Origin of the sequence: Crocosphaera watsonii WH 8501, assembly GCF_000167195.1 — a bacterium.
In the GTDB taxonomy this organism is placed as follows: domain Bacteria; phylum Cyanobacteriota; class Cyanobacteriia; order Cyanobacteriales; family Microcystaceae; genus Crocosphaera; species Crocosphaera watsonii.
Genome location: NZ_AADV02000046.1, coordinates 1 through 23,102, shown reverse-complemented (window position 1 = coordinate 23,102; position 23,102 = coordinate 1). Strand labels below are relative to the sequence as shown.

Genomic DNA, 23,102 nt, shown 5'->3' with positions numbered 1-23,102 from the left:
TCTAAAATGAGTTTACCTTTGTATTTTATTTTTTCTCCTTTTCTTGGAGAACAATCCTTTTTTTTTACTTCTTTATCACTCTTGTCTATTTCTCTTTTTACTATTTTTTTATTGATTTTGTTTATCAATTCTCCATCAATTCTTTTCCTAAAATGAACTAGCATTGAAGATTCCAGTGGTGGCTCTTGTTGATAACAATTTAAACCTATAAAGTATTGTAGATAGGGATTTTCTCTAATCTGTTCTATAGTTTCTCTATCACTTGTTCCTAATTTTTCCTTAATAATTAATGTCCCTAATGCCATTCTAAATAGTTTGGCTGGCGCACCTTTTTCTGCTGAAAAAAGTTTAGCATATTCTTCCTCAAAATCATCCCAAGGTATCAACTCTGCCATGATTACCCAACGATTATTGGGGGACAATTTGCCCTCGAAAGGTAATTCAAATTTTTCTGGGGGCGGTAAAGGTTGCTCCTCTTTTCGATACATTTGTTCTTGACCAACAACTGGGAGGTGTTTCTACCAATTATAGCGGTTTGTAGCCGACAAAGCTGATCTTTTTTGCGATCGCGAATATGGGTGTAACCTTTTAAAGAATAGGGTTTTGCTTTTATTCAGCAAACCCTAACTAGAAATACCAGTTCCAATTATTAATATCTAATGAAACCTGAGAAAAATTAGTGTATAACTGAATTTGGCAGTCTAAACTAGAGAAAGATTGACCCATGGCAAGTCCATATGAGCGTCTGCATTAACCCCCAATGTTCTAACCCTGAAAACCAGGATACTTCCTTATTTTGTCAAAGCTGTGGCTCTGAGTTACTGCTTGATGGACGTTATCGTGTTCTTAAAGAACTAGGCGGTGGCGGTTTCGGTAAAACCTACGAGGTACTGGATAGTAATCCCCAAAAATCCCAAACAAATCAACCAATCTATAAAGTTCTTAAAGTCCTTCTCCATAATCACCCTAAGTATGTTGAACTGTTTGAGAGAGAAGTTAATGTTTTGAGTCGTCTTAAGCATCCAGGGATTCCCAAAGTTGAACCAGATGCTCATTTCACATTTTTTGTGAAAAATAGTGATAAGCCCCTGTATTGTTTGGTAATGGAAAAAATAGAGGGGCTAAATTTGAGTCAGTATATTTCTCAGCAAGGTAAGTGTATTTCGCAAAAGATGGCTATTCAGTGGTTAATGCAGCTATTAAGAATTTTAGAAGAGATTCATCATCATAACTTTTTTCATCGTGACATTAAGCCTTCCAATATCATGCTGCGTTCTACGGGACAATTGGTTTTAATCGATTTTGGCACCGCTCGGGAGGTAACGGAGACTTATTTATCAAAACAATCAAGTGGAGGGGTTACAGGGCTATTTTCAGCGGGCTATAGCCCCATTGAACAGTTGAATGGTCAGGCAGTTCCCCAGTCAGATTTTTTTGCTTTGGGACGGACTCTTGTTTATTTGTTAACGGGAAAACATCCCAGTGAGTTGTACGATTCCCATGTTGATCGGTTAAATTGGCGAGAGGGGGTTCCGAACCTATCCCCTGAGTTTGGTGATGTAGTTGATCAAATTATGGCGCGTTTGCCAAATCAACGTCCTTCCTCGGCTCAAGTCGTTCTCAATCAGTTAGAGAATGTTTATCATAACTTGTATGGATCAGATAGCTTTTTGGATACTTTTAGCGTTAATTTAGACAGTGAAAATACAGATGATATGCCGACTCGTATAGCCCCCCCCAATAACCCTTTACCATTACCCCCTAAACCTAAATCTTTTGCCTTCAGTGGAACCCAGCCGGCTATTGATCCTAATTTTGTTGAAAAGTGCCAAACCGAATTGGCTGATTTAATTGGGCCGATGGCTTCTTTAATCTGTCAAAAAACAGTTAAGAAAAACCCGAGTATTTCTCCAACGGATCTTGTTAAGGCACTGGCTAGCAAAATTCCCGATCCTCAGAAAGCAGAAGATTTTAAACAAAAATTATTAAGTTAGTTCTTTATCAATGCTATGTTAACATCGACAGATTTTACGGGTTTAATTAATCGACGTTTTTTTAATAACTTTTTACCTATTCCTGCCACGAATCAGATTTTATTAGGAGGTAAAGCCCCTGATTTTACCTTGCCAGATATTACTAACAATGGAACAGTTAGATTAGGGGATTATTTCCCAGAAAAACCAGTGATTTTAGCTTTCACCCGTATCTTTACGGAAAAGCAATATTGTCCCTTTTGTTATCCTCATATTCTTAGTCTCAACAAGTATTATGAAAGATTTGTTGAGCGTGGTGTAGAGGTTTTAATGATTACCAGTACCGATGCAAAACAAAGTGAAATTGTAGTCAGAGATTTAGGCTTAAAAATGCCTTTATTGAGTAACCCAAATTGTCGGGTATTTAGAATGTATCATACAGGACAGGCTTTGGGCGCACCGCTTCCGGCACAGTTTATATTAGATAAGACTGGAAAAGTACAGTATAAGCATTTATTTTCTTTCATAGACCATAATGCTAGTGTTGATCAATTATTGCTAAAAATTTCGTAAATAGAAGGTGGGCAAATAAGCAGTTCTAATGCTTTCTTTATGTTATGCAAATTGCCCACCCTACGGGGGAAAAAATAGCGATCGCATTGTTCTAAATTGTTTTATTTATTCTCTAACTGACGACTTAATAAAGACATAGAGTAACAAAATACCCAATAAATAGCGGCTACAAAAATATAAACCTCTCCATAACGACCAATAAATTTAGGGTTAGCTAAAATAGATTGAGACATCCCTAATAAGTCAACTAATCCTACAATAGCCAGTAAAGAAGTATCTTTAAATAGACTAATAAATTGACCAACAATGGCAGGAATAACCACTCTTAATGCTTGGGGTAACACTACGAAAATTAGGACGAAAAAACCATTCAATCCTAATGCTTTCGCTGCTTCTGTTTGTCCTTTAGGAACTGATTGTAAACCTCCTCTAACATTTTCTGCTAAGTAGGCAGCACTAAATAATGTGAATCCGGCAATGGCTCGAATCACTCGTTGAATTCGCATATCTTGAGGTAAAATTAAGGGTAACATTACCTGTGCCATAAAAAGAATACCTATTAAAGGTAAGCCTCTAATTAATTCGATATAGGCAATAGATAACCAGCGAATTACGGGTAATTCACTCTGTCTTCCCAGTGCCAATAATACTCCAAAAGGAAAGGATAAAATAATACTAATAATAGCTACAAAAAGAGTTAATATTAAACCACTAAAATCATCTAATCTAACAGGACGTAAAAAGAAAGCTCCTTGTAATAGTCCTAATAAAAGAAAAAATGTTAATACCCAAATTAATGATAACCAATTACTAAAAGTAGGTAATTTTTTACTGGTTTGCTGACCGATTAAAGCAAAAATAACGAGTAATAACAAAATACCTAATAATTTAGCACTAGAAACTAAACTAACAGGGATAGATAATAATGTTATGAAAACAGTAATTGAACCTAAAATAAATAAGTTGATTGGCTTGAATAAATTAGAATAATATTTTATAGTACCCCAAGAAAATCCAATCAAACTAAAAATAATAGCTAAACTTGTCCAAGCTCTCCACAACAAACTAACAGGATATTGCCCAACAAAAAATAAGCGTAAATTATCCCCTATAACGCCCCATTGTGCCTGAAATATTGCCCAAGAAATTAAACCAGAACCCACCCAAAAAATGAAACTTAGACTAACTAAAGTCAGAAGACTATTAAACCAGTTACTAAAAAGATTTTTTTTAATCCAATTTATAGGAATATGATGATTAGAAAAGACAAGAGACATAATGATATTTTAAGTGATTTAATTTACTAAATATAATCTAAAATTTAGTAAAAATCAAGGTATAATCGATAATGTTTGATAAAATTAAATCTTAGACTGGTAAAAACTGCATCAAAGTATGACATATTATAGTTATCAGTTTATTAAATAATAAAATAATGCTATATTTTTTTCGTCAGATATTACGCAATGAGTGGTATTTTGTTTTGTTAATGGGTTTACTGAGTAGGGGAATTATCATTATTACAATGATGGGGATAACCCCGTTGCTGCATATAGGAGCAGATAATAATGGAGTTAATTTTGGATGGGAAGTGTTTTCTGCTTGGGATAGTGGTTTATATCAACAAATTGCAATAAATAGTTATGATACTTCAGATACTGAACCGGGTTCTAATGTTGCATTTTTCCCCTTATTTCCTTTGTTAATTAGACTAGGTACAGTAGTTGGATTTCCTTCTAATCTTGTAGGAATTATCATTAATAATACAGCATTTATTGTGACTCTTTTTGTTGTTTATATATGGGTTAAAAAGACCAATGATGACGTAGCTGCCCGTTGGGTAGTTGCTATTTTAGCTTGGTGTCCCTTGTCTATTTTTGGCACAGTTATTTATACAGAAGGAGTATTTTTATTATTTAGTAGTTTAGCATTATTTAGCTTTGAAAACAAACAATATACTCAAACAATTATCTGGGGAATATTAGCAACAGCTACTCGAATTACAGGACTAGCTTTAATACCTACTTTTTTGTTTATTGCCTGGCGTAAAAAGTTATCTTTCATGGCTTATTTTACAGCTTTTGCTAGTGGTGGAGGAACTTTTTTATATAGTTTTTACTGTTGGTTTTACTTTAATGATCCAATCGCTTTTATTACAGTACAGCATACAGAATGGCAACGAAAACGTGGAATTGATTGGGAAGGATGGGGGAGAATGTTAGCAGAAATTACTATTGGGGGAAAAAATTGGGCAGCAGGAAGCCTTGTTGATGTTTGGCATCCCCTTTTATTCATTTTAATTATAGTTATAGCTTACGGATTATGGTGTTATCGAACTTTTATTCCTAAAGTTTATTTTGATTATAGTTTATGTAGTTTATTCTTTTTATTATGGCTTTTAAGCGGAGATTCCTTACTAAATACCCTATCTGTTTTAGGGGGACTGGTATTATTATTGTGTTCTCGTAAAAGATTAAGTTTAGTAGTCTATATTTATGGGTTATTTGCGTTAGGATTATTATTATCTTCTGGGGGAACAATTTCCTTAAATCGTTTAGCTTATGGGATTATTTCTTTGTCTATTGCTTTAGGAGTAACTGTGTCGCGATCGCCCCGTTGGGGTTATTTTGTTCTAGGATTTTTTAGTTTATTATTGATTACCTTTTCCCTACGGTTTGCTCAAAATCAATGGGTAGCAATATTACCTTGAAATTGGTGCAATTAATAAATTGCACCAAAAATTAATCAACAACTAAACTTTCTGGGAGATCACAGCATAAAAAGGATCAGCACCCATCATCCCTAGCATTTGTAAAAAACTAGGTAAAGTAGAGACATTCATGACTACTTCAGGTTTACTAAACCCGGAAATTGACCTAAAATAGTTCTTAACGAATTGAATTCTTACAGCATCTGTACCATCACGCCAAGCAGAAATGGCTTTTTGATAGAACATTCGATTAGAAAAACTAACAATAACAATACCCCCAGGTTTGAGAATACGATGAATTTCCGAAAAAATAGCTTCAGGGTACTGTAAATATTGAACAGAAACAGCAATCAAAACAGCATCAAAGTCATTATCTTCTAAGGGTAATTTAGGATTTTCATTGAGATTCTGCACAAAATAATGATCAAGACGAGGATTTTTAGCTAACTCTTCTTGGTTCATTCCATGACCTTCTATATGGTCAAATTCTACCTCATCAGGAAGATGAGACACCCAACTACTCATTAAATCTAAAATGCGTGTTTGGGGTTGTAAACGTTCTTGATAAAGATTGCTTAATTGATCGATAAACCCCTGATCAACATGGGTTACAAAACGGGGATAATTATAAAATTCTTGATCGTTGCCGGGATCGAGTTTTTCTCTTTGATGGGGACTTAATAACATGAAATAAATTTATAGTATCTACATCAATAATACACAGTAAGTGACATCCTCCCAACCCTGACCGCTTAGGCGGTACAGGGTTGGCTTCCTCATATCTTTACGAGGCTTTCCTGCTTCTACGGGAGGCTCTAGATGACTTTTTACGGACATCCCCGATAACCTCGTCCTCCACAGGCAGCTTGACCCCCAGTCCGAGGGCTGCAAGTCCACGTTGCTCGACTATCATAGCAGCAGCAACGTCCCTATCAGTTACAAAACCACAATTAGAACATTCATGTACTCGTTGAGACAAGTCTTTTTTACCCGTCACTACCCCACAATTAGGACAAGTTTGACTGGTAAAATTAGCATCAACTTTCTCAAAGTAAACATTTCTTTTCCAAGCAACGTGGCTTAATATTTCCAGAAAACTCCCGAAACCAGCATCAAGAGTATGCTTACCCAACATTCCTCTCGACATGGCTTTTAAGTTTAAATCTTCGGCAAAAATGATATTTGCTTGGTCACAAAGATGATGGGCTACCTGATAATGAAAATTCTTACGAGTGTTATAAATATGTTCATGTAATCTAGCTACTTTTTCACGAGCTTTATGCCAGTTTTTAGACCCTTTTTGTTTCTTAGATAATCTTCGTTGCAGCCATTGAAGCTTGCTTTGAAGTTCTACAAAAAACCTTGGCCTAGCTATTAACTCTTGCTGTGAGGTAGCAATAAATTTTTCAAGCCCTAGATCAATCCCCAAGGATTTACCTTGAGGTTGAGGAGATGGAATTTTAACATCTGACTGAATACAGATAACAGCATACCAACCAGACGCTTTTTTAACTATTTGAACTTGTTTGACAACAAAACCATCAGGAATAGGTCTATGTAAGTTGATCCTTACGCTACCTATTTTTGGCAGTTTTATCTGATAGCCAGTTATAGGGTTTTCCTTAAACTGAGGAAAGTTGATTGAACGGTACTGACCATATTTTTTAAACCTTGGAAACCCGAAACTTTTTTTCCAGAAAAAGTTAAACGCTTTGTCCAGACGACCCATAACCTCTTGCAACACTTGAGACTGAACTCGTTTAAGTGAGGGATATTCTTTTTTTGCTTGTGTTAAAGCTTTTTTCTGTTTATAGTAGTCAGGAAAAGGCAGGTCAGTAGGAATAATATACTCAGAGTGAAGACTGCAAGCATTAACCTTACACTTACGAGAATTTATCCATTCTTTTCTTTCTCTCAAGGCATAATTATAGACACCTCGACAGATTTCTAGCCAGTTAAGTAATTCTTTTTCTTGACTGGCATCAGGATAAATTCGGTAGCAATAATTAAGGTTTAACACTTTTGCTATCTGAACAACATAAACTTATCATATAGTATTTAGGTAAAAATTGCAAATCCCTAGCAAATAATTGTTTGTCAACTTTCGGGGGATCGAACCCCTCAGTTGACCTCCGACCCTGCCGACTTTAAAAGTCGGCAGGAAAGCGGAGATGCATTCCGCACCGCTATTCATCCCACGCTGATTTGTGTTTTTTTTTGGGAAAATACAGCGTGGGATGAATGGCGGTTAAGCTAAATTTTCTACTTTACTCAATATTGATTAAAGGTTCTCCTAATAAACTTAAATTGAGAACATGACCCCCTGTGACTAAATAAGTGGTATCTACTATCGTTCCCAGTTGACGGGTTAAATGTCCTAAGCGATCGCGGAAAAGTCTTCCCAAAGGATAAGCTGGAACCACCCCCCAACCTGTTTCCTCGGCCACAAAGATGAGGTCTACTGAAGCTTTTTGCACAGTGGTTAATAACTGTGAGGCGATCGCTTGCCAACTCTCCTCATCTTGCTCCAACTCATTGGCAACCCAAGTTCCCAAAGAATCAACCAATAAACAACTTGGAGGTTTTGCCTGTTCAATGGTTATGGAGAGATCATGGGGAACCGATAAAGTTTGCCAATGAGAAGGACGACGGAGAAGGTGTTTTTCAATACGCTGTTGCCACTCAGGATCATCGGGGTTTTCTTGGGCCGTGGCCACATAAATCACTGGTTTACTAACTTTGTTTGCCAAAGTCTCGGCCCATTCACTTTTACCCGAACGACTAGGCCCCGTCACAAGAATATGTTTAGGCATTAACAATTAACAATTAATTAATTCAATGTTGAACTTTTGTAGGGGAATAATAGTATTATGCCCATTATCCCATTAGTTAAGCATTACCACGACGTTGATGATCTTGGATAAAAGACTCAACTAGACTAACATCTTCTTTAGAGCCAATAACCAAAGGACTTCTAGCATGGAGTTTATCGGGAACAACATCTAATATGGGTTTAACTCCGTCACTCGCTTTCCCTCCTGCTTGTTCCATCAAAAAGGCTAAGGGAGCAGTTTCATATAATAAGCGTAATTTTCCTTCGGGTTTTTTGACGGTTCCAGGGTATAAAAATACGCCCCCTTGCATCAAAATCCGGTGAATATCTCCCACCAATGCCCCACTGTAGCGCGCGGTATAACCTTCATGACGATGAACATAACGGGTATAGTCTCTAATAGCTTCATCCCACTGCCAGAAGTTTCCTTCGTTGGTACTATAAACGGGACCATGATCGGGAATTTGTATATTTTCTTGCGCTAAAATAAACTCTCCTAAACTGGGGTCAAGAATAAAAGAATGAACCCCATGACCGATAGTATAGACCAACATAGTAGAAGGTCCATAAACAATATAACCTGCGGCCAGTTGTCCCCTTCCATCTTGTAATAAATCAGTTGCTTCCCCGTCTAAGTCTTCCCCACTTTGTTGACGAATGGCAAAGATTGATCCCACATTCAAGTTAATATCCACATTGGATGAACCATCGATGGGGTCATAAAGTAATGTATAACGACCAATAGGGCAATTTTCAGGAATATAATAGGGTTTGTCCATCTCCTCAGAAGCCAAACGACAAACTAACCCACTTTGTTTAAATACAGAAATAAAAACATCATTGGCATATACATCCATCTTTTTGACGGACTCTCCCTGCACATTGGTTTCTCCTGTAAATCCTAAAACATCCGCCATCAAACCAGCCTGACTGAGACGGCGGGAAATCAGTTTGCCAGCTAAGGCAATACGATTCATAATAGCACTGAGATCCTGGGCTTCGGGGGAAAAACTTTGAAGTTGTTGCAAAACGTGCCGTGAAAGAGTAGTACATTCACGATCAAGGCTCTGTTCAGGAATTACAGGAATTTGTACACTTGTCATAATAAAAGTCAAAAATTTACACGATTAATAGGCGAACTTACTGAGGCTACTACTAATCTAAATCAAGGATAGGGAGATGCCCTGATAACTTTAGATGAATTTCAGGTTACGATTATTCTTGATCAACAGTAAAAAATTTATCAGTTATTAGTTATTAGTTATTAATTCTGTTGACACTCCATGCCCTAAAAGTACGTCGATTCTTAAGAGACGTAAATCCCTAAAAAGTTAGCCAACAACCCACGCTTACACTCGCTCAAACATGAATAAAACAATTATCATTACTTTAACCAGTATTACTACCCTTAGCGTCGGAGTCTTGTTTCCCGTTAATGCTTTTGACATTCGTAATATAGACGGTACTGATAATAATATTAGCAATCCTAGCTATGGATCAGCCGGCAGTGATTTAATTCGTCTTTCAGAGTTTGACTATGAAGATGGCTTTTCTGAACCCAGAGGAGGAGATCCCAGTGTTTTACCGAGTCCTCGTGCTATTAGTAACGCCGTTTCTGCTCAAACTTTCTCTATCCCCAATGCAAAAGGAGTAAGCGACTGGGTTTGGCAGTGGGGACAGTTTCTTGATCATGATCTCAGTTTAAGTCCCAGTGGCACAGAATCATTTAACATTCCAGTACCACAAGGAGATGAGTTTTTTGACCCCTTCAATACAGGTACGGCAGAAATTAGCTTGAATCGCTCAGAGTCTAATACCGATGGTTCTGGGGTTCGTCAACAGTTTAACGAAATTACTGCCTATATTGATGCTTCTAATATTTATGCTTCTGAGTCCACCCGTACTAATTTCCTGCGTAGTAATGACGGTACAGGAAAACTCCGTGCAACAACAGCAGACAATGGGGAAAAGTTGTTGATCAAAAATACAGACAATTTGGAAAATGAAACGGGAGGCAGTCCCAACAGTGAAGATTTTTTTGTGTCTGGAGATGTAAGGGCCAATGAACAAGTGGGACTTTTGACCGCTCATACTCTATTTATGCGAGAACATAATCGCCTCGCTGATGAGCTTAAAACCCGTCTTGATAATGGAGAAACTGCTTTAGTCAATAAACGAGATGCAGCGATCGCCGATACGAATAATAATGTTAATGATGAAGGAGATTTTATCTTTGAAGCAGCTCGTAAAGTTGTTGGCGCACAAATGCAAGTTATTACTTATGAGGAATGGTTACCGATTGTTTTAGGGAAAAATCCCTTAGTAAACTACAGTGGTTATAATGATACAGTCAATGCAGGAATTGCCAACGAATTTTCTACAGCGGCCTTCCGTTTTGGTCATACCATGTTATCTCCTAACCTCAATCGGGTTGATAATAATAACAATATTGTCGCTTCTTTATCGTTGTAAGAAAGTTTCTTTGATCCCGATGAAGTACAACAAAATGGTGTCGATACTATCTTAAAAGGTTTGGCCTTTCAAAAAGCTCAAGAAGTCGATACCTTTTTAGTAGATGATGTGCGTAACTTCCTATTTGGAGCACCTGGAGCCGGAGGATTTGATTTAGCTTCCCTTAATTTACAACGGGGTCGAGATCATGGTATTCCTGATATTAATACTGTTCGTCGGGCTTTGGGACTAAGCGGTTATAGTACCTTTTTGGAGCTTACTGGAGGTGATGAAGATTTAGCCAATGCCCTTGCTAGTATTTATAGTGACATTGATGAGGTGGATCTATGGATTGCTGGTTTAGCAGAGCAGAAAGTTAATGGGGGTTTATTAGGAGAAACCTTTAGCAGTATTTTAATTGATCAATTCAGTCGCAGTCGAGATGGCGATCGCTTTTTCTATCTTAACGAACTTGCTCACCTAAATATTTTAGATCCGACTTTGGAAACCCTTACCCTTTCTGAAATTATTCGTCACAATAGTACCATCGATAATATTCAAGATAATGCTTTTTTAGTGTCTTCCGTTCCTGAAGCTGATAATAAGTTAGGATTATTGACATTTTTTCTATTGAGTGTAATCGGCTCTCATTTGAGGTCTAAAAATAGAAAATAATGGAACTCAGGTTATTAAGGTTAGGTCATTTACAGACTGTCATAACCTTAATAAAAATATTTTTATGGTTAAAATATAGCAGTAGACAGGCTAGTTAGGACACATAAATTATATTTTAAGGGAACAGGGAACAGGCAACAGAAAAATGTCCTGCGGAGCCTTGGGGACTGCTATATTAGGGTTTGCTGAAAAAGTTTCTCCAAAATTTATGCCACTTTTGACCAAGAATTTTCTGACAAATCAATAAGTTTTAGTACACAAAAATTGTTTAAAGTATAATCAAAATTAATGAAAGGCGGTTTGATGAGTTCCCCTGTTCTATTATTAGTAAATAAGGACAAAAAAAGCGACAAAAACTGCCTCAGAAGTTTAGAAAGATTGACAACTAAAAATGTAATAGCAATAGATGTAATGGAGGTTTCAGGGAGTTTTGTCATCACGAGATTTAGGCTAAATCTTCGTTTAGCTTGTCCAAACTTTCCCTCAATAGCATTACGGAAGCATTCATCGGAGTGGGCTTCTTTCTTTTCTTCTTCACTGACATTTTTCGGAGGTCTTCCTAACTTCGGACCACTGATTCTTATCCCTCTTTCCTTACACCAATTTCTGTTTTCCCTAGTTCGATAAATTTTATCTACATGGACGGATTCGGGATAATAGCCAAACGTTTCTTTATACTTTTCTACTTGTTCTTTTAAATGATAAGATTCATTGAAGTTTTCCCAACTTATTTTGTCTAGAAACATATAGTTATCTACACAGCTTACTGAGAGTTTAGCTCCAAACTCTATTGGTTTTCCTGCTTTTCCCCTCACTATTGGACGAATATGCGGTTGAGTTAAACTTACAATTCTTTGAGGAACACTCTGGGTCTTATTCTCCCACATTGACTGTTGTTGTTCATAAACTTTTTTGATAGTCTCTAGACAATTTTTCTGTCTTTTACTCAGATTTTCCAGGGAAGCCCCAGCTTGAATTAAGTCTTCTATATTTCCTAAATTTTTCTTAAGGTATTTTAACTGTTTCCCGATAGCTTTTCTTCTTTCTTGATAAGATAATTTTCGTTTTTTAGCTACTTTTAAGTATTCCTTTCTAGCAATTTTTCTAGAAGTTCTCGGCTTTTTTCTCAATTTTACTCTTAATGGTTTATAAAGATTATCTATTATTCTTTCTGTCTCAATTCTGGCTTGATTTAATATGCCTAAATCCGTTGGGTATTTGATGTCTGCTAGCGCACAAGTCGCATCTAAAATTAGTTTACCTTTATTTTTTATTTTTTCTCCTTTTTCTTGGAGACAATCCTTTTTTTTTACTTCTTTGTCACTCTTGTCTATTTCTCTTTTTACTATTTTTTTATTGATTTTGTTTATCAATTCTCTATCAATTCTTTTCCTAAAATGAACTAGCATTGAAGATTCCAGTGGTTGCTCTTGTTGATAACAATTTAAACCTATAAAGTATTGTAGATAGGGATTTTCTCTAATCTGTTCTATAGTTTCTCTATCACTTGTTCCTAATTTTTCCTTAATAATTAATGTCCCTAATGCCATTCTAAATAGTTTGGCTGGCGCACCTTTTTCTGCTGAAAAAAGTTTAGCATATTCTTCCTCAAAATCATCCCAAGGTATCAACTCTGCCATGATTACCCAACGATTATTGGGGGACAATTTGCCCTCGAAAGGTAATTCAAATTTTTCTGGGGGCGGTAAAGGTTGCTCCTCTTTTCGATACATTTGTTCTTGACCAACAACTGGGAGGTGTTTCTACCAATTATAGCGGTTTGTAGCCGACAAAGCTGATCTTTTTTGCGATCGCGAATATGGGTGTAACCTTTTAAAGAATAGGGTTTTGCTTTTATTCAGCAAACCCTAATTATGGACGTATTTGCTTGCTTAACCGAGTGGTAGAGTCTTCTGATCGTCGTGTGGCTAAGTTAGGCTCATTTAAAGCTAATATCATCTATCTTTGGATCGGTATTCTTTGGGGTTTAGGAGTTAGTGCAGATTATCTAAAACAATTCTATGCTGAGATTCGTTGATTTATTATGAAAAATTTTGACTCTTTAAAGTGGAATTTATTAAACTGGCTCATTCAATTTCTATTTCCTCATATTAATCATATTTCTACTGAAGAATTGGCTCTTTTGTTATCTGATAAAGAGGAAAGACAACCCCTGATTTTAGATGCGAGAAACAAGATTGAATATGCTATTAGTCACCTAAAAGAAGCTTCTTTAATTCCCTATGATTCACCTGATATAAAGTCTTTAGTTCAATGTTCTTTGAACACTCCAATTATCACCTATTGTTCTGTGGGTTATCGTTCAGCTATTCTGGCTCAAAGACTGCAAAAAATGGGGTACAAAAAAGTATTTAATCTTCAAGGTTCTTTGTTTTTATGGTTTAGTGAAAATCGACCTATTGTCTGTGGAGAGGAAATTGTTTCATATATCCACCCATTTAATCTGTTTTGGTCACTTTGGCTCTGAAAAACATCTATCTAAAATTGCCTTAGCGATAACTTCTGCTCCATCTTTAGCTAGTATCTTACCGATCTTGGGAGGATTAGTATCTTGTTTTAAAAAGTCCCAGCTTCCTTGAAAAAAGCTGTCTGTTTCAACAATTTGATGCTCGGCATAATTAGTAATTCCTTCTAACAAAAAAGGAGTCTCAGCAAAATCATTTCTTACCAAAGAAATGATAGGAATATCTAAGCGCATGGTTTCCGCAAAAGTGCTAAAACCAGGTTTAGAAATTACTCGACTACACAGAGGCATGAAATCAACCGGACGATAGATAGAATTGCTGATTTTAATAATATTGTCTAACTCGGGTGCATTACTATCAAAAGTAATAAATTGCCAGTCAGAAAATTGTGCTAAATTAGCGTAAGGAATTTCTTGTAATCCTAAACCACCAAAGGTTAATAAAATTGTCTTTTCTGGGGGAGCATTTATGTTGAAATTGTTTCTTAAATCATCAATTTTGTAACGGTGATTACCACCAGTTAAGCCTACATCTGTGATAGAATTAAAAGTATTCATGGGTTCAGCCATAGGGAAACGAAATAGGCGATCGCATTGTTGATAACAGTCTCTAATCCAGTTAACAACTTCTTGCCATTCTTCTCCCCAAGCTTGATAAATGAAATCCCAGCCAAAATTACCCATCATCCAACAAGGTATCCCTGCTAACTTAGCAATAGGAGCCATTAAGGGAGGAATATCAGCTAAAATTAAATCAACTTTATTAGTCTTAAGAAAGTTGATTTCTCCTGCCATTAACCATTCTCTTTTTTTATAGAGTTCTTGAATTTTTTTGAGGGTAGCAACCTTATCCATTGTAAAACTATCTGATTGAATGACCCCCACATCAAAGGCCAACGGACGATAAATAAAATCCCCTGCAATATAAGATTCTAACAACCATCTTGGGGCAGTTGTGACCATAATGATCAAACTATCAGGACATAGTTTTAAAATAGCATCAGCCACCGTAGAAATGCGTACCGCATGACCAAAACCGTGACCCGTTGCTGCTAAATAAATAATCGGTCTTTTGTTATTGGTTAATTGTGTCATTTTTGAATAAAGATGTAACTCCGAACTCCGAACTTATTTTACCAATCTTGCGAGTTAACCTTCGGTCTAATTTTCAGACGGATAAAGACGGCAGTAATATTATCATGACCGTTATAATTATTAGCAAAATCGATCAATCTTATCATACCTTTATTTAAAGACTGGCTAGACTTAAGTAAGGGTAAAAGATAGGTTTCCCAATGATCCTCTACTAGATCGTTATCACATAATCCATCAGAACAAAGTAGAAATAAACTATCTTCAGCCAACTCTAAAAAGAGAATATCCGGTTGTACATACTTATTATTATGAGGGCCTAAAGCTTGGGTTAATTGATAAGCATCGGGTCTAGCATAAGCTAATTTGGGATCAACCCCATTTTGAATCGCCCTTTGTCCCACTTCGTGATCGATGGTCAGTTGTTGAACTCCTTGTTTGCGACTAATGGCATAAATTCGACTATATCCCACATGAGCAACCGCTACTTTGGTTTTATCTACTAACATTAAAACCAGAGTGGTTCCCATGCGTCCACTACCAGAACTAGCGTTTTTCTGATTGACATCGAAAAGATTTTGATTGGCTAATAAAATTCCTTTGAGAATGGTTTCTTCGTCGGGAAAGTCCTTTCGCCAATTTTCAGCGAAGAATTCTTCTAAGGTTTCCACAGCCATTTTACTAGCCACTTCCCCGGCCGCATGGCCACCCATACCATCACAGACAATATAAAGTCCTCGACCATCCACCACCTTACTATGATTAGTTTGGCGAATGTTCACCTGGGTATTCATGCCAAAAGAATCTTCGTTGTGATCCCGTTGTCGTCCTCTATCTGTACCTCCCAAAGCCGTTAAACTGGCTAATTCCATGGGTAGAACCGCCGTAGCATCACCACTAAGGTGATTTCCGAGAAAGCTTTTCCCATAGGGGGTAATCGCTTGGACTAAAGGCTTTCAAGAAATAAAAGGAACAGAGAGTTAGCAGATCTTGGTACACAACCTTAAAATTTCATAATTGGCTTGTCTGAAAAAACAGAAGAAATAGATTAAAATGAAGAGGTAAAAAGATTAGAGAGAGTAAATTGAAGCTAAAACAGACAAATCATCCCTTAACCCCGTCGATGGTCGATGATTTACGTTTAGCAGCCTCAAAAATGACGGGAGCAGAGCGTCGTTCATTTCAAGCTGAAATGTGTCTCAAGTATTGTGGAGGAAGTGCCAGACAAACCGAAATCGTGTTTGGTTGGGGGAGAAAAAATGTTCAACTTGGATTACATGAAAAACGAACTGGGATAGTGTGTTTAGGATTACAATCAGTCAATAGTGGATGTAAAAAATGGGAGGCAAGATACCCAATAGTTGCCCAATCATTGAAAGAAATAGCCGAAGCTCACGCACAACAAAACCCCACATTTAATAACCCCATTGCCTATACAAGATTAACGGCGGCTGAAGCCATTAAACAATTAAGAAATCTAGGATATAATGGAGAGGAGGTTCCTGCTGCTTCGACAATGGCAGATATTTTAAATCGTTTGGGCTATCGATTAAGAAAAGTGGTAAAAGCTAAACCTAAAAAAAAATCTCGGAGACGGACGCTATCTTCGAGAATATAGAGAAAAAAGATGGAAAAAAAGACCCTTCTGTGAAACGTTTAAGTATGGATTGTAAAGCAACTGTGGAAATAGGAGAATATTCACGTGGCGGACAAACCAGAGGTTATAATCAAGCTCAAGATCATGATATGGGAACTAAAGAAAAATACGTTCCTTGTGGGATTGTAGATGAAGATACAGGGCAACTTTACGTAACTTTTGGAAGTTCTTATAAAACGAGTGATTTCATGGTAGATAACTTGGAGCAATGGTGGACAAGTCTGAGTATAACTGAAAAGCAGCAACTAGAGAACATCCAAATTAAAGTTGATAATGGAGCAGAAAATAGTGGAATAAGAAGGCAATTTTTGAAGAGAATGGTAGAGTTTGCCGACCAAACTAAGAAATCTATTCAATTACTATATTTTCCTCCTTATCACAGTAAATATAATCCCATAGAAAGATGTTGGGGAATTTTAGAGAGGCATTGGAACGGAACACTTCTGAGAAATGCTCAAACGATGTTAGCTTGGGTAAAAACTATGACATGGAAAGGCTTAAATCCGATAGTTAAGTTAAGTAAAAAAGTTTATCAAAAAGGCATTTCTTTAACGAAAAAAGAGATGAAGGAAATTGAGAAACGTTTAGAACGTAATCCTCACTTACCTAAATGGGATATTTTGATTAGACCCAGTTAGTCTAAAAAGTTAATAAGAGTGTAAAATTAAGTGAATTTCCTTTTTTAAAATAGTCAAAGCTAATTTAAAAGTTAGCGTATTTCTTTCTTTTAGATAGGGAGGTTTTTGTTCGCGGAAAGTATCCGCGAACAACTTTTTATTTTTCCCTTTTCGCTTATTTGAGATGTTCTACAAACAGATTCTGAGAATGGGTGGGAAACTTTTTCTTGGAAATCACCTAAGTGGTGACAAACCTAAATTTGAATAAGACATCAGCAAACCTTTTTGTTCCAAGTTTTCTTCTTCAGCTAAGAAAAAAATTTCAGCCACTAAAAACTTAAATAAAATGGATGATCCGGTAAGACTTTATCCCGAACTTAAAAAATATAACTTTGATCTTAATGAAGCTATAAAAGAAGTTAATGGGTTAACCATAAGTGAAAAAGTTTATGAAGGAGGTGAAGTAGATTTAGGAAATAAAGATGGTGAATTTAGTCTAACTTTGTGGTATGATTCTCCAAGTTCCACAGAACCAAAGATTGCTGAAATTTCTTTTAAGTATAAAGATAAGACAAATGAAGAAGATTATTCAGAAACGGTTGCTAGTGGAGCAAAAAAAGTCTTTACAGCAATGCAGGGAATGAGTAACTGGGTATCGGATAAATCACAAACCAAGACATCTTATGTTTATCAATATGGTACTACTCCTTTTTGCAATAAAACTTAGAAGGTTGTGATGTCTTGAATTAGGAATTGGGGGGGAAACAAAAATTTATCTAATTAGTTTTCATGATTTATTTAATTATGGGAGTATCGGGTTCAGGAAAGACAACCATAGGTCAAGCATTAAGTCAAGAATTTGGTTGCGCTTTCTATGATGCTGATGATTTTCACCCCCCAGAAAACATTACTAAAATGAGTCAAGGTATTCCTTTGAATGATAGCGATCGCTTACCTTGGTTAAACGCTATAAAATTAGTTATTAATCAACATCAAGAAGAAAATAAAAATGCTGTTATAACTTGTTCAGCATTAAAACAATCTTATCGAGACTTATTAGAAGAAAATACAACAGATATCATCTGGATCTACTTAAAAGGAAATCATGAAACTATTTTAAACAGATTACAACAGCGTTCAAAACATTTTATGAAAGAAAATATGTTAATATCTCAATTTAAAACACTAGAAGAACCAGAAAATGCTGTGATAATTGATGTCAATTTATCCGTTAAAGAAATTTTACAGGAAATTATTGAGCAAACTTACGCTAAAATAGAAAGTAACAAGGATTTCTAAGTTTTCTGCCAATGATTACCACTTCAAACCCATCTCAACCAACAACAGAACCAAACTATGAGATAATTTTCCCTAAAGGAGAATTTTGGAGTAATGAACCCCCATTGGAAACCTATTTACACCTAACTCAAATTATTTTATTACTGAAATCTTTGCAATGGTTATGGCAAGATAGAAAAGACTATTTTGCAGCAGGAAACCTGACTATTTATTATAGTCCCAATCAGAAAAAATCAGAAAATTTCAGAGGTCCAGACTTTTTTGTAGTCTTAGGTACAAAATGGAATCAAAAGCGCAAAAGTTGGGTCGTTTGGGAAGAAGAAGGAAAATATCCCAATGTAATTATTGAGATTTTATCCTATAGTACCGCAGCAACAGATAGAGGTGAAAAGAAACAAATTTATCAAGATACATTTAGAACTCCTGATTATTTTTGCTTTGATCCCTATACATTAGAATTTGAAGGGTTTACTTTAATTAGTGGTAAATATCAACCCATTGAAACCAATGAACAAGGATGCTTATAGAGTGAACAGTTACAATTATATTTGGGAATTTATCAGGATAAATTACGGTATTTCACTTCAGAGGGTGAATTAGTACCTAGTCCCGAAGAAGCAGCGAGTAAAGCTGAAAATAAAGCAATTCAAGCTGAAAATAGACTTATTCAAGAAAGACAACAAAAAGAGTTAGCTTTGCAAGAAAATGAACAATTGAAAGCGAAATTAAGAGAATTAGGAATTAATCCCGATGAAATGTAGTTAAAACTTTTCTTATTAAGATTAGTTTAGTTACAAAATATAGATTAATATTTTATTTTGTTTACATTTTATATTAATTCTTAATGCTTTATTATCTCTATTAGAGGAATTCTAGGCTATACTAAACTTACATTAAAAATTAAATTAATTAAATATAGCAATAAGTAATGATTCATGAGAACCTCGATAAACCCCCTTCAGTTCCCCCCTTATCAAGGGGGGTTGGGGGGATCAGAATTCGATCTTTTCTCACAACTGATAACTGATTGCTATATTATAGAAATTAACTACACTTACAGCCAACTTTTACATTTAATTGGCATTTTTACGATGAGACATAATTAATTACTCAAGTACATCGAGGGACGCTTTATGATTAGTAATTCTCATATTACTCAAGACATTAATCTCAAAAGATTAGAAGAGTTACAAATACATTTATGGGGAAAGATTCAACCTCATGGGGTGTTATTTGTTCTGGATGAGTCTAACCTAAAAATTGTTCAAACTAGCAGCAATACTAAACAATTTTTTGGCATTATACCACAAGAAATTGTTAATCTAACTTTAGATGATATTTTTGATAGTTTCCAAATTGAACAGTTAAAAATAGGATTGGAAAATAACAACCTAGATTTTATTAATCCTACCAAACTTTGGGCAAGGGTTGATGGAGATAACTATGTTATTTTTGATGGTGTTTTTCATCGTAACGGTGAAGGATTCTTGATTTTAGAATTAGAACCCAGCTATTTCTCAAGAAAATATCCCCTTTTTAAGTTTTTATCACCTAGCGAAAGCATCTATTAGTCAATTACAAACCAATGCTAATTTAACGGAATTTTGTCAAATTATAGTACAAGAAGTCCGAAAAATGACAGGGTTTGATCGAGTCATGTTATACAAATTTGACGAAGACGATCACGGGGAGGTTATAGCGGAGGATAAATTAGCAGAATTAGAACCCTATTTAGGGTTACATTATCCTGCTTCTGATATTCCTTTACCAGCAAGAAGGCTGTTCAGTTCTAACTACATTCGTTTAATACCCGACGCAAAAGCAACTGGGATCGATTTATTTTCTAAGTTACATCCTCTCAATGATACAGCGTTAGATTTAACCCATTCTATCCTCAGAAGTGCCTCACCTTGTCATCTGGAATATCTCCATAATATGGGTGTAGGTGCATCTTTAACTATCTCATTAATTGACGATAGAAAATTATGGGGATTGATCGCTTGTCATCATTTAACACCGAAATATGTTCCCTACGAATTAAGAAAAGCTTGCGAATTTTTAGGACAAGTCGTTTTTTCGGAAATTTCTGCTAAAGAAGAAACAAAAGACTACGATTATCGCATGAAATTGACAAGAATACAGGGTGCATTAATTGAATCAATGTCCCAAGCAGATAATTTTATCGAAGGGTTGATTAATAGTAATCAAAACCTGCTAGACTTAACCAGTTCTCAAGGTGTGGCAGTTTGTGTAGGAGAGGAATATAACTTAATTGGAAACACTCCCAAGGAAGAAGAAGTTAAATATTTGCTGCAATGGTTGAAAAAAAATATTGATGAAGAAGTCTTTTCTACCCCTTCTTTACCTCATTTATACGCAGATGCGCGCAACTTTAAAAATGTGGCCAGTGGGTTGTTAGCTATTAAAATTTCTCACCGTAACTATATTTTATGGTTCCGTCCCGAAGTTATCCAAACGGTTAATTGGGGAGGAGATCCGTCGAAAGCTTACGAAATGCAGAAGATAGACGGAAATTTGCGCTTATGTCCCCGAAAATCCTTTGAATTGTGGAAAGAAACTGTCCGTTTAACTTCCCTGTCTTGGAAACCCATAGAAATTAAAGCAGCATTAGGTTTAAAAGAAGCGATAGTTAATATTATTCTCAGACAAGCTGATGAATTAGCGGAATTAGCCCATGATTTAGAGTTATCTAACGCAGAATTAAAGAAATTTGCCTATGTTGCATCCCACGACTTACAAGAACCTTTGAACCAAGTCTCTAACTATGTGCAACTGTTGGAAATGCGCTACGATGAAGCTTTAGACGAGGATGGCAAGGAATTCATCAATTTTGCTGTGGAAGGTGTCAGTTTGATGCAAACCCTCATCGATGATGTGTTAGCCTATTCTAAGGTAGATATTCGGGATATCAAGTTTGATTTGACCGAATCCGAAAACGCATTAGAAAAGGCGATCGCCAATCTACGGGGACGCATTGCAGAAACAAACGCTATTATTACCCATGATCCTCTACCTACCGTCATGGCTAATAGTACCCAATTAATACAATTGTTCTTAAATTTAATTTCTAATGCGATTAAATTCCGCAGCGAAGCAACCCCAGAAATTCATATTCAAGCGCAAAGGTTGGAGGATGAATGGTTATTCTCGGTAGAGGATAACGGTATTGGGATCGATCCCAGGTTTAGCGATCGCATCTTTATTATCTTCCAACGGTTACACACCCGTGACGAATATCCAGGGACAGGTATGGGTTTAGCTATTTGTAAGAAAATAATGGAGTGTCATCGGGGTAAAATTTGGGTAGAGTCAGAAATAGGCCAAGGTGCAACATTCTATTTCACCATACCAGTAGGAGGTACAGAACGTGATCGCAAGAGAGGGTCAACAAGATAAAATTATCCTCTTAGTAGAAGATTCTAAGGCAGATATTCGTCTGGTTCAAGAAGTGCTTAAAACCAGTACCGTTCCCCATCAATTAATGATAGTTCGGAATGGAATGGATGCGATGGCCTATTTGCGAAAGGAAGGGGAGTTTAACGAGTCTCCCCGACCTAATTTGATTATCCTAGATTTGAATTTACCTCGCAAGGATGGGAGGGAAGTATTAGCAGAGATTAAAAGCGATCCCGATCTCAAACGTATTCCAGTGATTGTGTTAACAACTTCTAGTAATGATGAGGATATTCAGGAAAGTTATGACCTCTATGTAAACTGTTATATTACTAAGTCTCGTAATGTAAAAGACTTGTTTAAGTTGGTGAAAGGAATTGAATCTTTTTGGTTAGATATGGTTACTTTACCAGATAATTAAAATCCTGTATTATCCCCCCTAACCCCCCTTTTTAAGGGGGGGGTTAACGAAGCCAGAAGTTCCTCACTGCGCTCCGGCGCTATCGCACAGAAGTCAGAAGTTCCTCACTACGTTCCGGCGCTATCGCACAGAAGTTGTTTTTGAAACAGAGATTTATGCTCCGCTTCAAAAACTATGCGCCTTAAAAGGCGGGGTTTTAGACCCAAGTATTTTCGATAAGCAGTACAACGAACATTAATATCCCAGATTCCGCACTTCAAAAAGTAGCATTAAATACTACAAGCCTGGGGTTAACAATTAAGTATAATTGCTTAAGCTCTTGAAGACAAAAAAGTGGGATAATTGTTTAAGTTGTTTCCTCTGTAAAAAAAGAGCGAAAAATGTCTTATTTAGAAGAAATACAAGTTAAAAATTTAGACCATTTAGGGATAGTAGCTGGCTTAATTGATGAAATAGGAATAGTCAAAATAATTAATAATAAATTAGGAATAGATGTTAGAGAAAAAATCTCAGCAGGTACAGCAGTTAAGTCTATTTTAATCAATGGACTAGGATTTGTTTCAAGACCTCTATATTTATTCAGTCAGTTTTTTCAAGATAAAGCCATTGAGAAATTGTTAGGAGAAAGAATTAAACCTGATTACCTTAATGATGATAAAATTGGGAGAGTAATGGATGAATTATATAAATATGGACTAAATGATATTTTTATTGAAGTAGTTTTAGAAGTAATTAAAAAATTTAAAATAGACCTTAAATACTCCCATTTAGATTCCACATCATTTCATTTAGATGGAGAATATAAAAGGGAAGAAGATAAAGAGAAACAGGAAGAAGAAAAAATTATTAAAGAAAGACCAATTTTTATTAAGAAAGGATATTCTCGGGATCATAGACCAGAC

18 protein-coding genes and 4 pseudogenes are annotated in these 23,102 nt (G+C 36.0%); 13 read left to right on the top strand and 9 right to left on the bottom strand.

What is annotated here, in order from left to right; translation table 11 throughout:
* Nucleotides 1–488: IS5/IS1182 family transposase (locus CWATDRAFT_RS18060; RefSeq protein ID WP_042711808.1), on the bottom strand; the 488-nt coding region annotated here is incomplete at its 3' end.
* A gap of 249 nt (nt 489–737) precedes the next feature.
* Here CWATDRAFT_RS18060 and CWATDRAFT_RS18055 point away from each other — a divergent pair.
* Together CWATDRAFT_RS18055 and CWATDRAFT_RS18050 are read left to right on the top strand one after the other, a co-directional pair.
* On the top strand, nt 738–1,994 hold the full coding sequence (locus CWATDRAFT_RS18055) for a serine/threonine-protein kinase (RefSeq protein ID WP_007306371.1): 1,257 nt from the start codon (nt 738–740) through the stop codon (nt 1,992–1,994).
* A gap of 15 nt (nt 1,995–2,009) precedes the next feature.
* Nucleotides 2,010–2,546, top strand: coding sequence for a peroxiredoxin family protein (locus CWATDRAFT_RS18050; RefSeq protein WP_007306372.1), 537 nt, complete (start codon nt 2,010–2,012; stop codon nt 2,544–2,546).
* Between the two features lie 101 nt (nt 2,547–2,647).
* On the opposite strand, the gene CWATDRAFT_RS18045 is transcribed toward CWATDRAFT_RS18050, so the two are convergent.
* The gene (locus CWATDRAFT_RS18045; RefSeq protein ID WP_007306370.1) at nt 2,648–3,823 is read right to left on the bottom strand and encodes an amino acid ABC transporter permease; all 1,176 of its coding nucleotides are present in this window, start codon (nt 3,821–3,823) and stop codon (nt 2,648–2,650) included.
* A gap of 158 nt (nt 3,824–3,981) precedes the next feature.
* On the opposite strand from CWATDRAFT_RS18045, the gene CWATDRAFT_RS18040 reads away from it, so the two are divergent.
* Nucleotides 3,982–5,256 carry a membrane protein gene (locus tag CWATDRAFT_RS18040; RefSeq protein ID WP_007306373.1) on the top strand — a complete coding sequence of 425 codons (1,275 nt, stop codon included), beginning with the start codon at nt 3,982–3,984 and terminating at the stop codon, nt 5,254–5,256.
* 42 nt (nt 5,257–5,298) lie between these two features.
* Here the strand turns inward: CWATDRAFT_RS18040 and CWATDRAFT_RS18035 are convergent, their stop codons facing one another.
* From CWATDRAFT_RS18035 to fbp, 4 genes are all read right to left on the bottom strand, one after another.
* Nucleotides 5,299–5,943, bottom strand: a complete 645-nt coding sequence (locus CWATDRAFT_RS18035; protein ID WP_007306369.1) for a class I SAM-dependent methyltransferase — start codon at nt 5,941–5,943, stop codon at nt 5,299–5,301.
* Between the two features lie 97 nt (nt 5,944–6,040).
* Complete coding sequence (locus CWATDRAFT_RS18030) at nt 6,041–7,276, bottom strand: RNA-guided endonuclease InsQ/TnpB family protein (protein WP_007306368.1); 1,236 nt, start codon at nt 7,274–7,276, stop codon at nt 6,041–6,043.
* A gap of 247 nt (nt 7,277–7,523) precedes the next feature.
* Nucleotides 7,524–8,069: a bifunctional adenosylcobinamide kinase/adenosylcobinamide-phosphate guanylyltransferase gene (gene cobU, locus CWATDRAFT_RS18025; protein ID WP_007306367.1), complete on the bottom strand. Its 546-nt coding sequence runs from the start codon at nt 8,067–8,069 to the stop codon at nt 7,524–7,526.
* Nucleotides 8,070–8,145: 76 nt separating this feature from the next.
* Nucleotides 8,146–9,192 carry a class 1 fructose-bisphosphatase gene (fbp, locus tag CWATDRAFT_RS18020; RefSeq protein WP_007306366.1) on the bottom strand — a complete coding sequence of 349 codons (1,047 nt, stop codon included), beginning with the start codon at nt 9,190–9,192 and terminating at the stop codon, nt 8,146–8,148.
* A 262-nt stretch (nt 9,193–9,454) separates the two neighbouring features.
* Between fbp and CWATDRAFT_RS18015 the strand changes: the two are divergent.
* Nucleotides 9,455–11,215 (top strand): annotated as a pseudogene (locus CWATDRAFT_RS18015) (peroxidase family protein).
* Nucleotides 11,216–11,421: 206 nt separating this feature from the next.
* Here the strand turns inward: CWATDRAFT_RS18015 and CWATDRAFT_RS18010 are convergent.
* A complete protein-coding gene (locus CWATDRAFT_RS18010; RefSeq protein WP_007306365.1) occupies nt 11,422–12,948 on the bottom strand; it encodes an IS5-like element ISCwa2 family transposase in 1,527 nt (508 codons plus the stop codon).
* A 167-nt stretch (nt 12,949–13,115) separates the two neighbouring features.
* On the opposite strand from CWATDRAFT_RS18010, the gene CWATDRAFT_RS34045 reads away from it, so the two are divergent.
* The gene (locus tag CWATDRAFT_RS34045; protein WP_232287135.1) at nt 13,116–13,253 is read left to right on the top strand and encodes a hypothetical protein; all 138 of its coding nucleotides are present in this window, start codon (nt 13,116–13,118) and stop codon (nt 13,251–13,253) included.
* A 6-nt stretch (nt 13,254–13,259) separates the two neighbouring features.
* Nucleotides 13,260–13,703 (top strand): rhodanese-like domain-containing protein, encoded by a 444-nt coding sequence (locus CWATDRAFT_RS18005; protein WP_007306377.1) that lies wholly within the window; start codon nt 13,260–13,262, stop codon nt 13,701–13,703.
* Here CWATDRAFT_RS18005 and CWATDRAFT_RS18000 read toward each other — a convergent pair.
* Nucleotides 13,689–14,795, bottom strand: coding sequence for a hypothetical protein (locus CWATDRAFT_RS18000; protein WP_007306364.1), 1,107 nt, complete (start codon nt 14,793–14,795; stop codon nt 13,689–13,691). The two genes, CWATDRAFT_RS18005 and CWATDRAFT_RS18000, sit on opposite strands and share 15 nt — an antisense overlap.
* A gap of 38 nt (nt 14,796–14,833) precedes the next feature.
* Nucleotides 14,834–15,730, bottom strand: a complete 897-nt coding sequence (locus tag CWATDRAFT_RS17995; RefSeq protein ID WP_268742341.1) for a serine/threonine phosphatase — start codon at nt 15,728–15,730, stop codon at nt 14,834–14,836.
* A gap of 185 nt (nt 15,731–15,915) precedes the next feature.
* Here CWATDRAFT_RS17995 and CWATDRAFT_RS41870 point away from each other — a divergent pair.
* The 7 genes and pseudogenes from CWATDRAFT_RS41870 to CWATDRAFT_RS17955 all read left to right on the top strand — a co-directional run.
* Nucleotides 15,916–17,087, top strand: a pseudogene (locus CWATDRAFT_RS41870) (ISAzo13 family transposase).
* 325 nt (nt 17,088–17,412) lie between these two features.
* Nucleotides 17,413–17,793: a hypothetical protein gene (locus CWATDRAFT_RS17980; protein WP_007306379.1), complete on the top strand. Its 381-nt coding sequence runs from the start codon at nt 17,413–17,415 to the stop codon at nt 17,791–17,793.
* A gap of 62 nt (nt 17,794–17,855) precedes the next feature.
* Nucleotides 17,856–18,365 carry a gluconokinase gene (locus CWATDRAFT_RS17975; RefSeq protein ID WP_007306380.1) on the top strand — a complete coding sequence of 170 codons (510 nt, stop codon included), beginning with the start codon at nt 17,856–17,858 and terminating at the stop codon, nt 18,363–18,365.
* An 11-nt stretch (nt 18,366–18,376) separates the two neighbouring features.
* Nucleotides 18,377–19,126: pseudogene (locus tag CWATDRAFT_RS17970) on the top strand (Uma2 family endonuclease).
* Between the two features lie 372 nt (nt 19,127–19,498).
* Nucleotides 19,499–21,782: pseudogene (locus CWATDRAFT_RS17965) on the top strand (ATP-binding protein).
* Nucleotides 21,754–22,200, top strand: coding sequence for a response regulator (locus tag CWATDRAFT_RS17960; RefSeq protein WP_007306385.1), 447 nt, complete (start codon nt 21,754–21,756; stop codon nt 22,198–22,200). The pseudogene CWATDRAFT_RS17965 and the gene CWATDRAFT_RS17960 overlap by 29 nt, the downstream one beginning before the upstream one ends.
* Nucleotides 22,201–22,580: 380 nt before the next feature.
* On the top strand, nt 22,581–23,102 hold a 522-nt coding region (locus CWATDRAFT_RS17955; protein WP_007306386.1), incomplete at its 3' end, for an IS1634 family transposase.

What these genes read in the sequence shown, in the direction of transcription:
- fbp (WP_007306366.1), bottom strand. Translation starts at nt 9,192, where the DNA reads ATGACAAGTGTACAAATTCCTGTAATTCCTGAACAGAGCCTTGATCGT.
- CWATDRAFT_RS18035 (WP_007306369.1), bottom strand. Translation starts at nt 5,943, where the DNA reads ATGTTATTAAGTCCCCATCAAAGAGAAAAACTCGATCCCGGCAACGAT.
- CWATDRAFT_RS18040 (WP_007306373.1), top strand. Translation starts at nt 3,982, where the DNA reads ATGCTATATTTTTTTCGTCAGATATTACGCAATGAGTGGTATTTTGTT.
- CWATDRAFT_RS18000 (WP_007306364.1), bottom strand. Translation starts at nt 14,795, where the DNA reads ATGACACAATTAACCAATAACAAAAGACCGATTATTTATTTAGCAGCA.
- CWATDRAFT_RS17980 (WP_007306379.1), top strand. Translation starts at nt 17,413, where the DNA reads ATGGATGATCCGGTAAGACTTTATCCCGAACTTAAAAAATATAACTTT.
- CWATDRAFT_RS17975 (WP_007306380.1), top strand. Translation starts at nt 17,856, where the DNA reads ATGATTTATTTAATTATGGGAGTATCGGGTTCAGGAAAGACAACCATA.
- cobU (WP_007306367.1), bottom strand. Translation starts at nt 8,069, where the DNA reads ATGCCTAAACATATTCTTGTGACGGGGCCTAGTCGTTCGGGTAAAAGT.
- CWATDRAFT_RS18055 (WP_007306371.1), top strand. Translation starts at nt 738, where the DNA reads ATGAGCGTCTGCATTAACCCCCAATGTTCTAACCCTGAAAACCAGGAT.
- CWATDRAFT_RS18050 (WP_007306372.1), top strand. Translation starts at nt 2,010, where the DNA reads ATGTTAACATCGACAGATTTTACGGGTTTAATTAATCGACGTTTTTTT.
- CWATDRAFT_RS18010 (WP_007306365.1), bottom strand. Translation starts at nt 12,948, where the DNA reads ATGTATCGAAAAGAGGAGCAACCTTTACCGCCCCCAGAAAAATTTGAA.
- CWATDRAFT_RS18045 (WP_007306370.1), bottom strand. Translation starts at nt 3,823, where the DNA reads ATGTCTCTTGTCTTTTCTAATCATCATATTCCTATAAATTGGATTAAA.
- CWATDRAFT_RS18005 (WP_007306377.1), top strand. Translation starts at nt 13,260, where the DNA reads ATGAAAAATTTTGACTCTTTAAAGTGGAATTTATTAAACTGGCTCATT.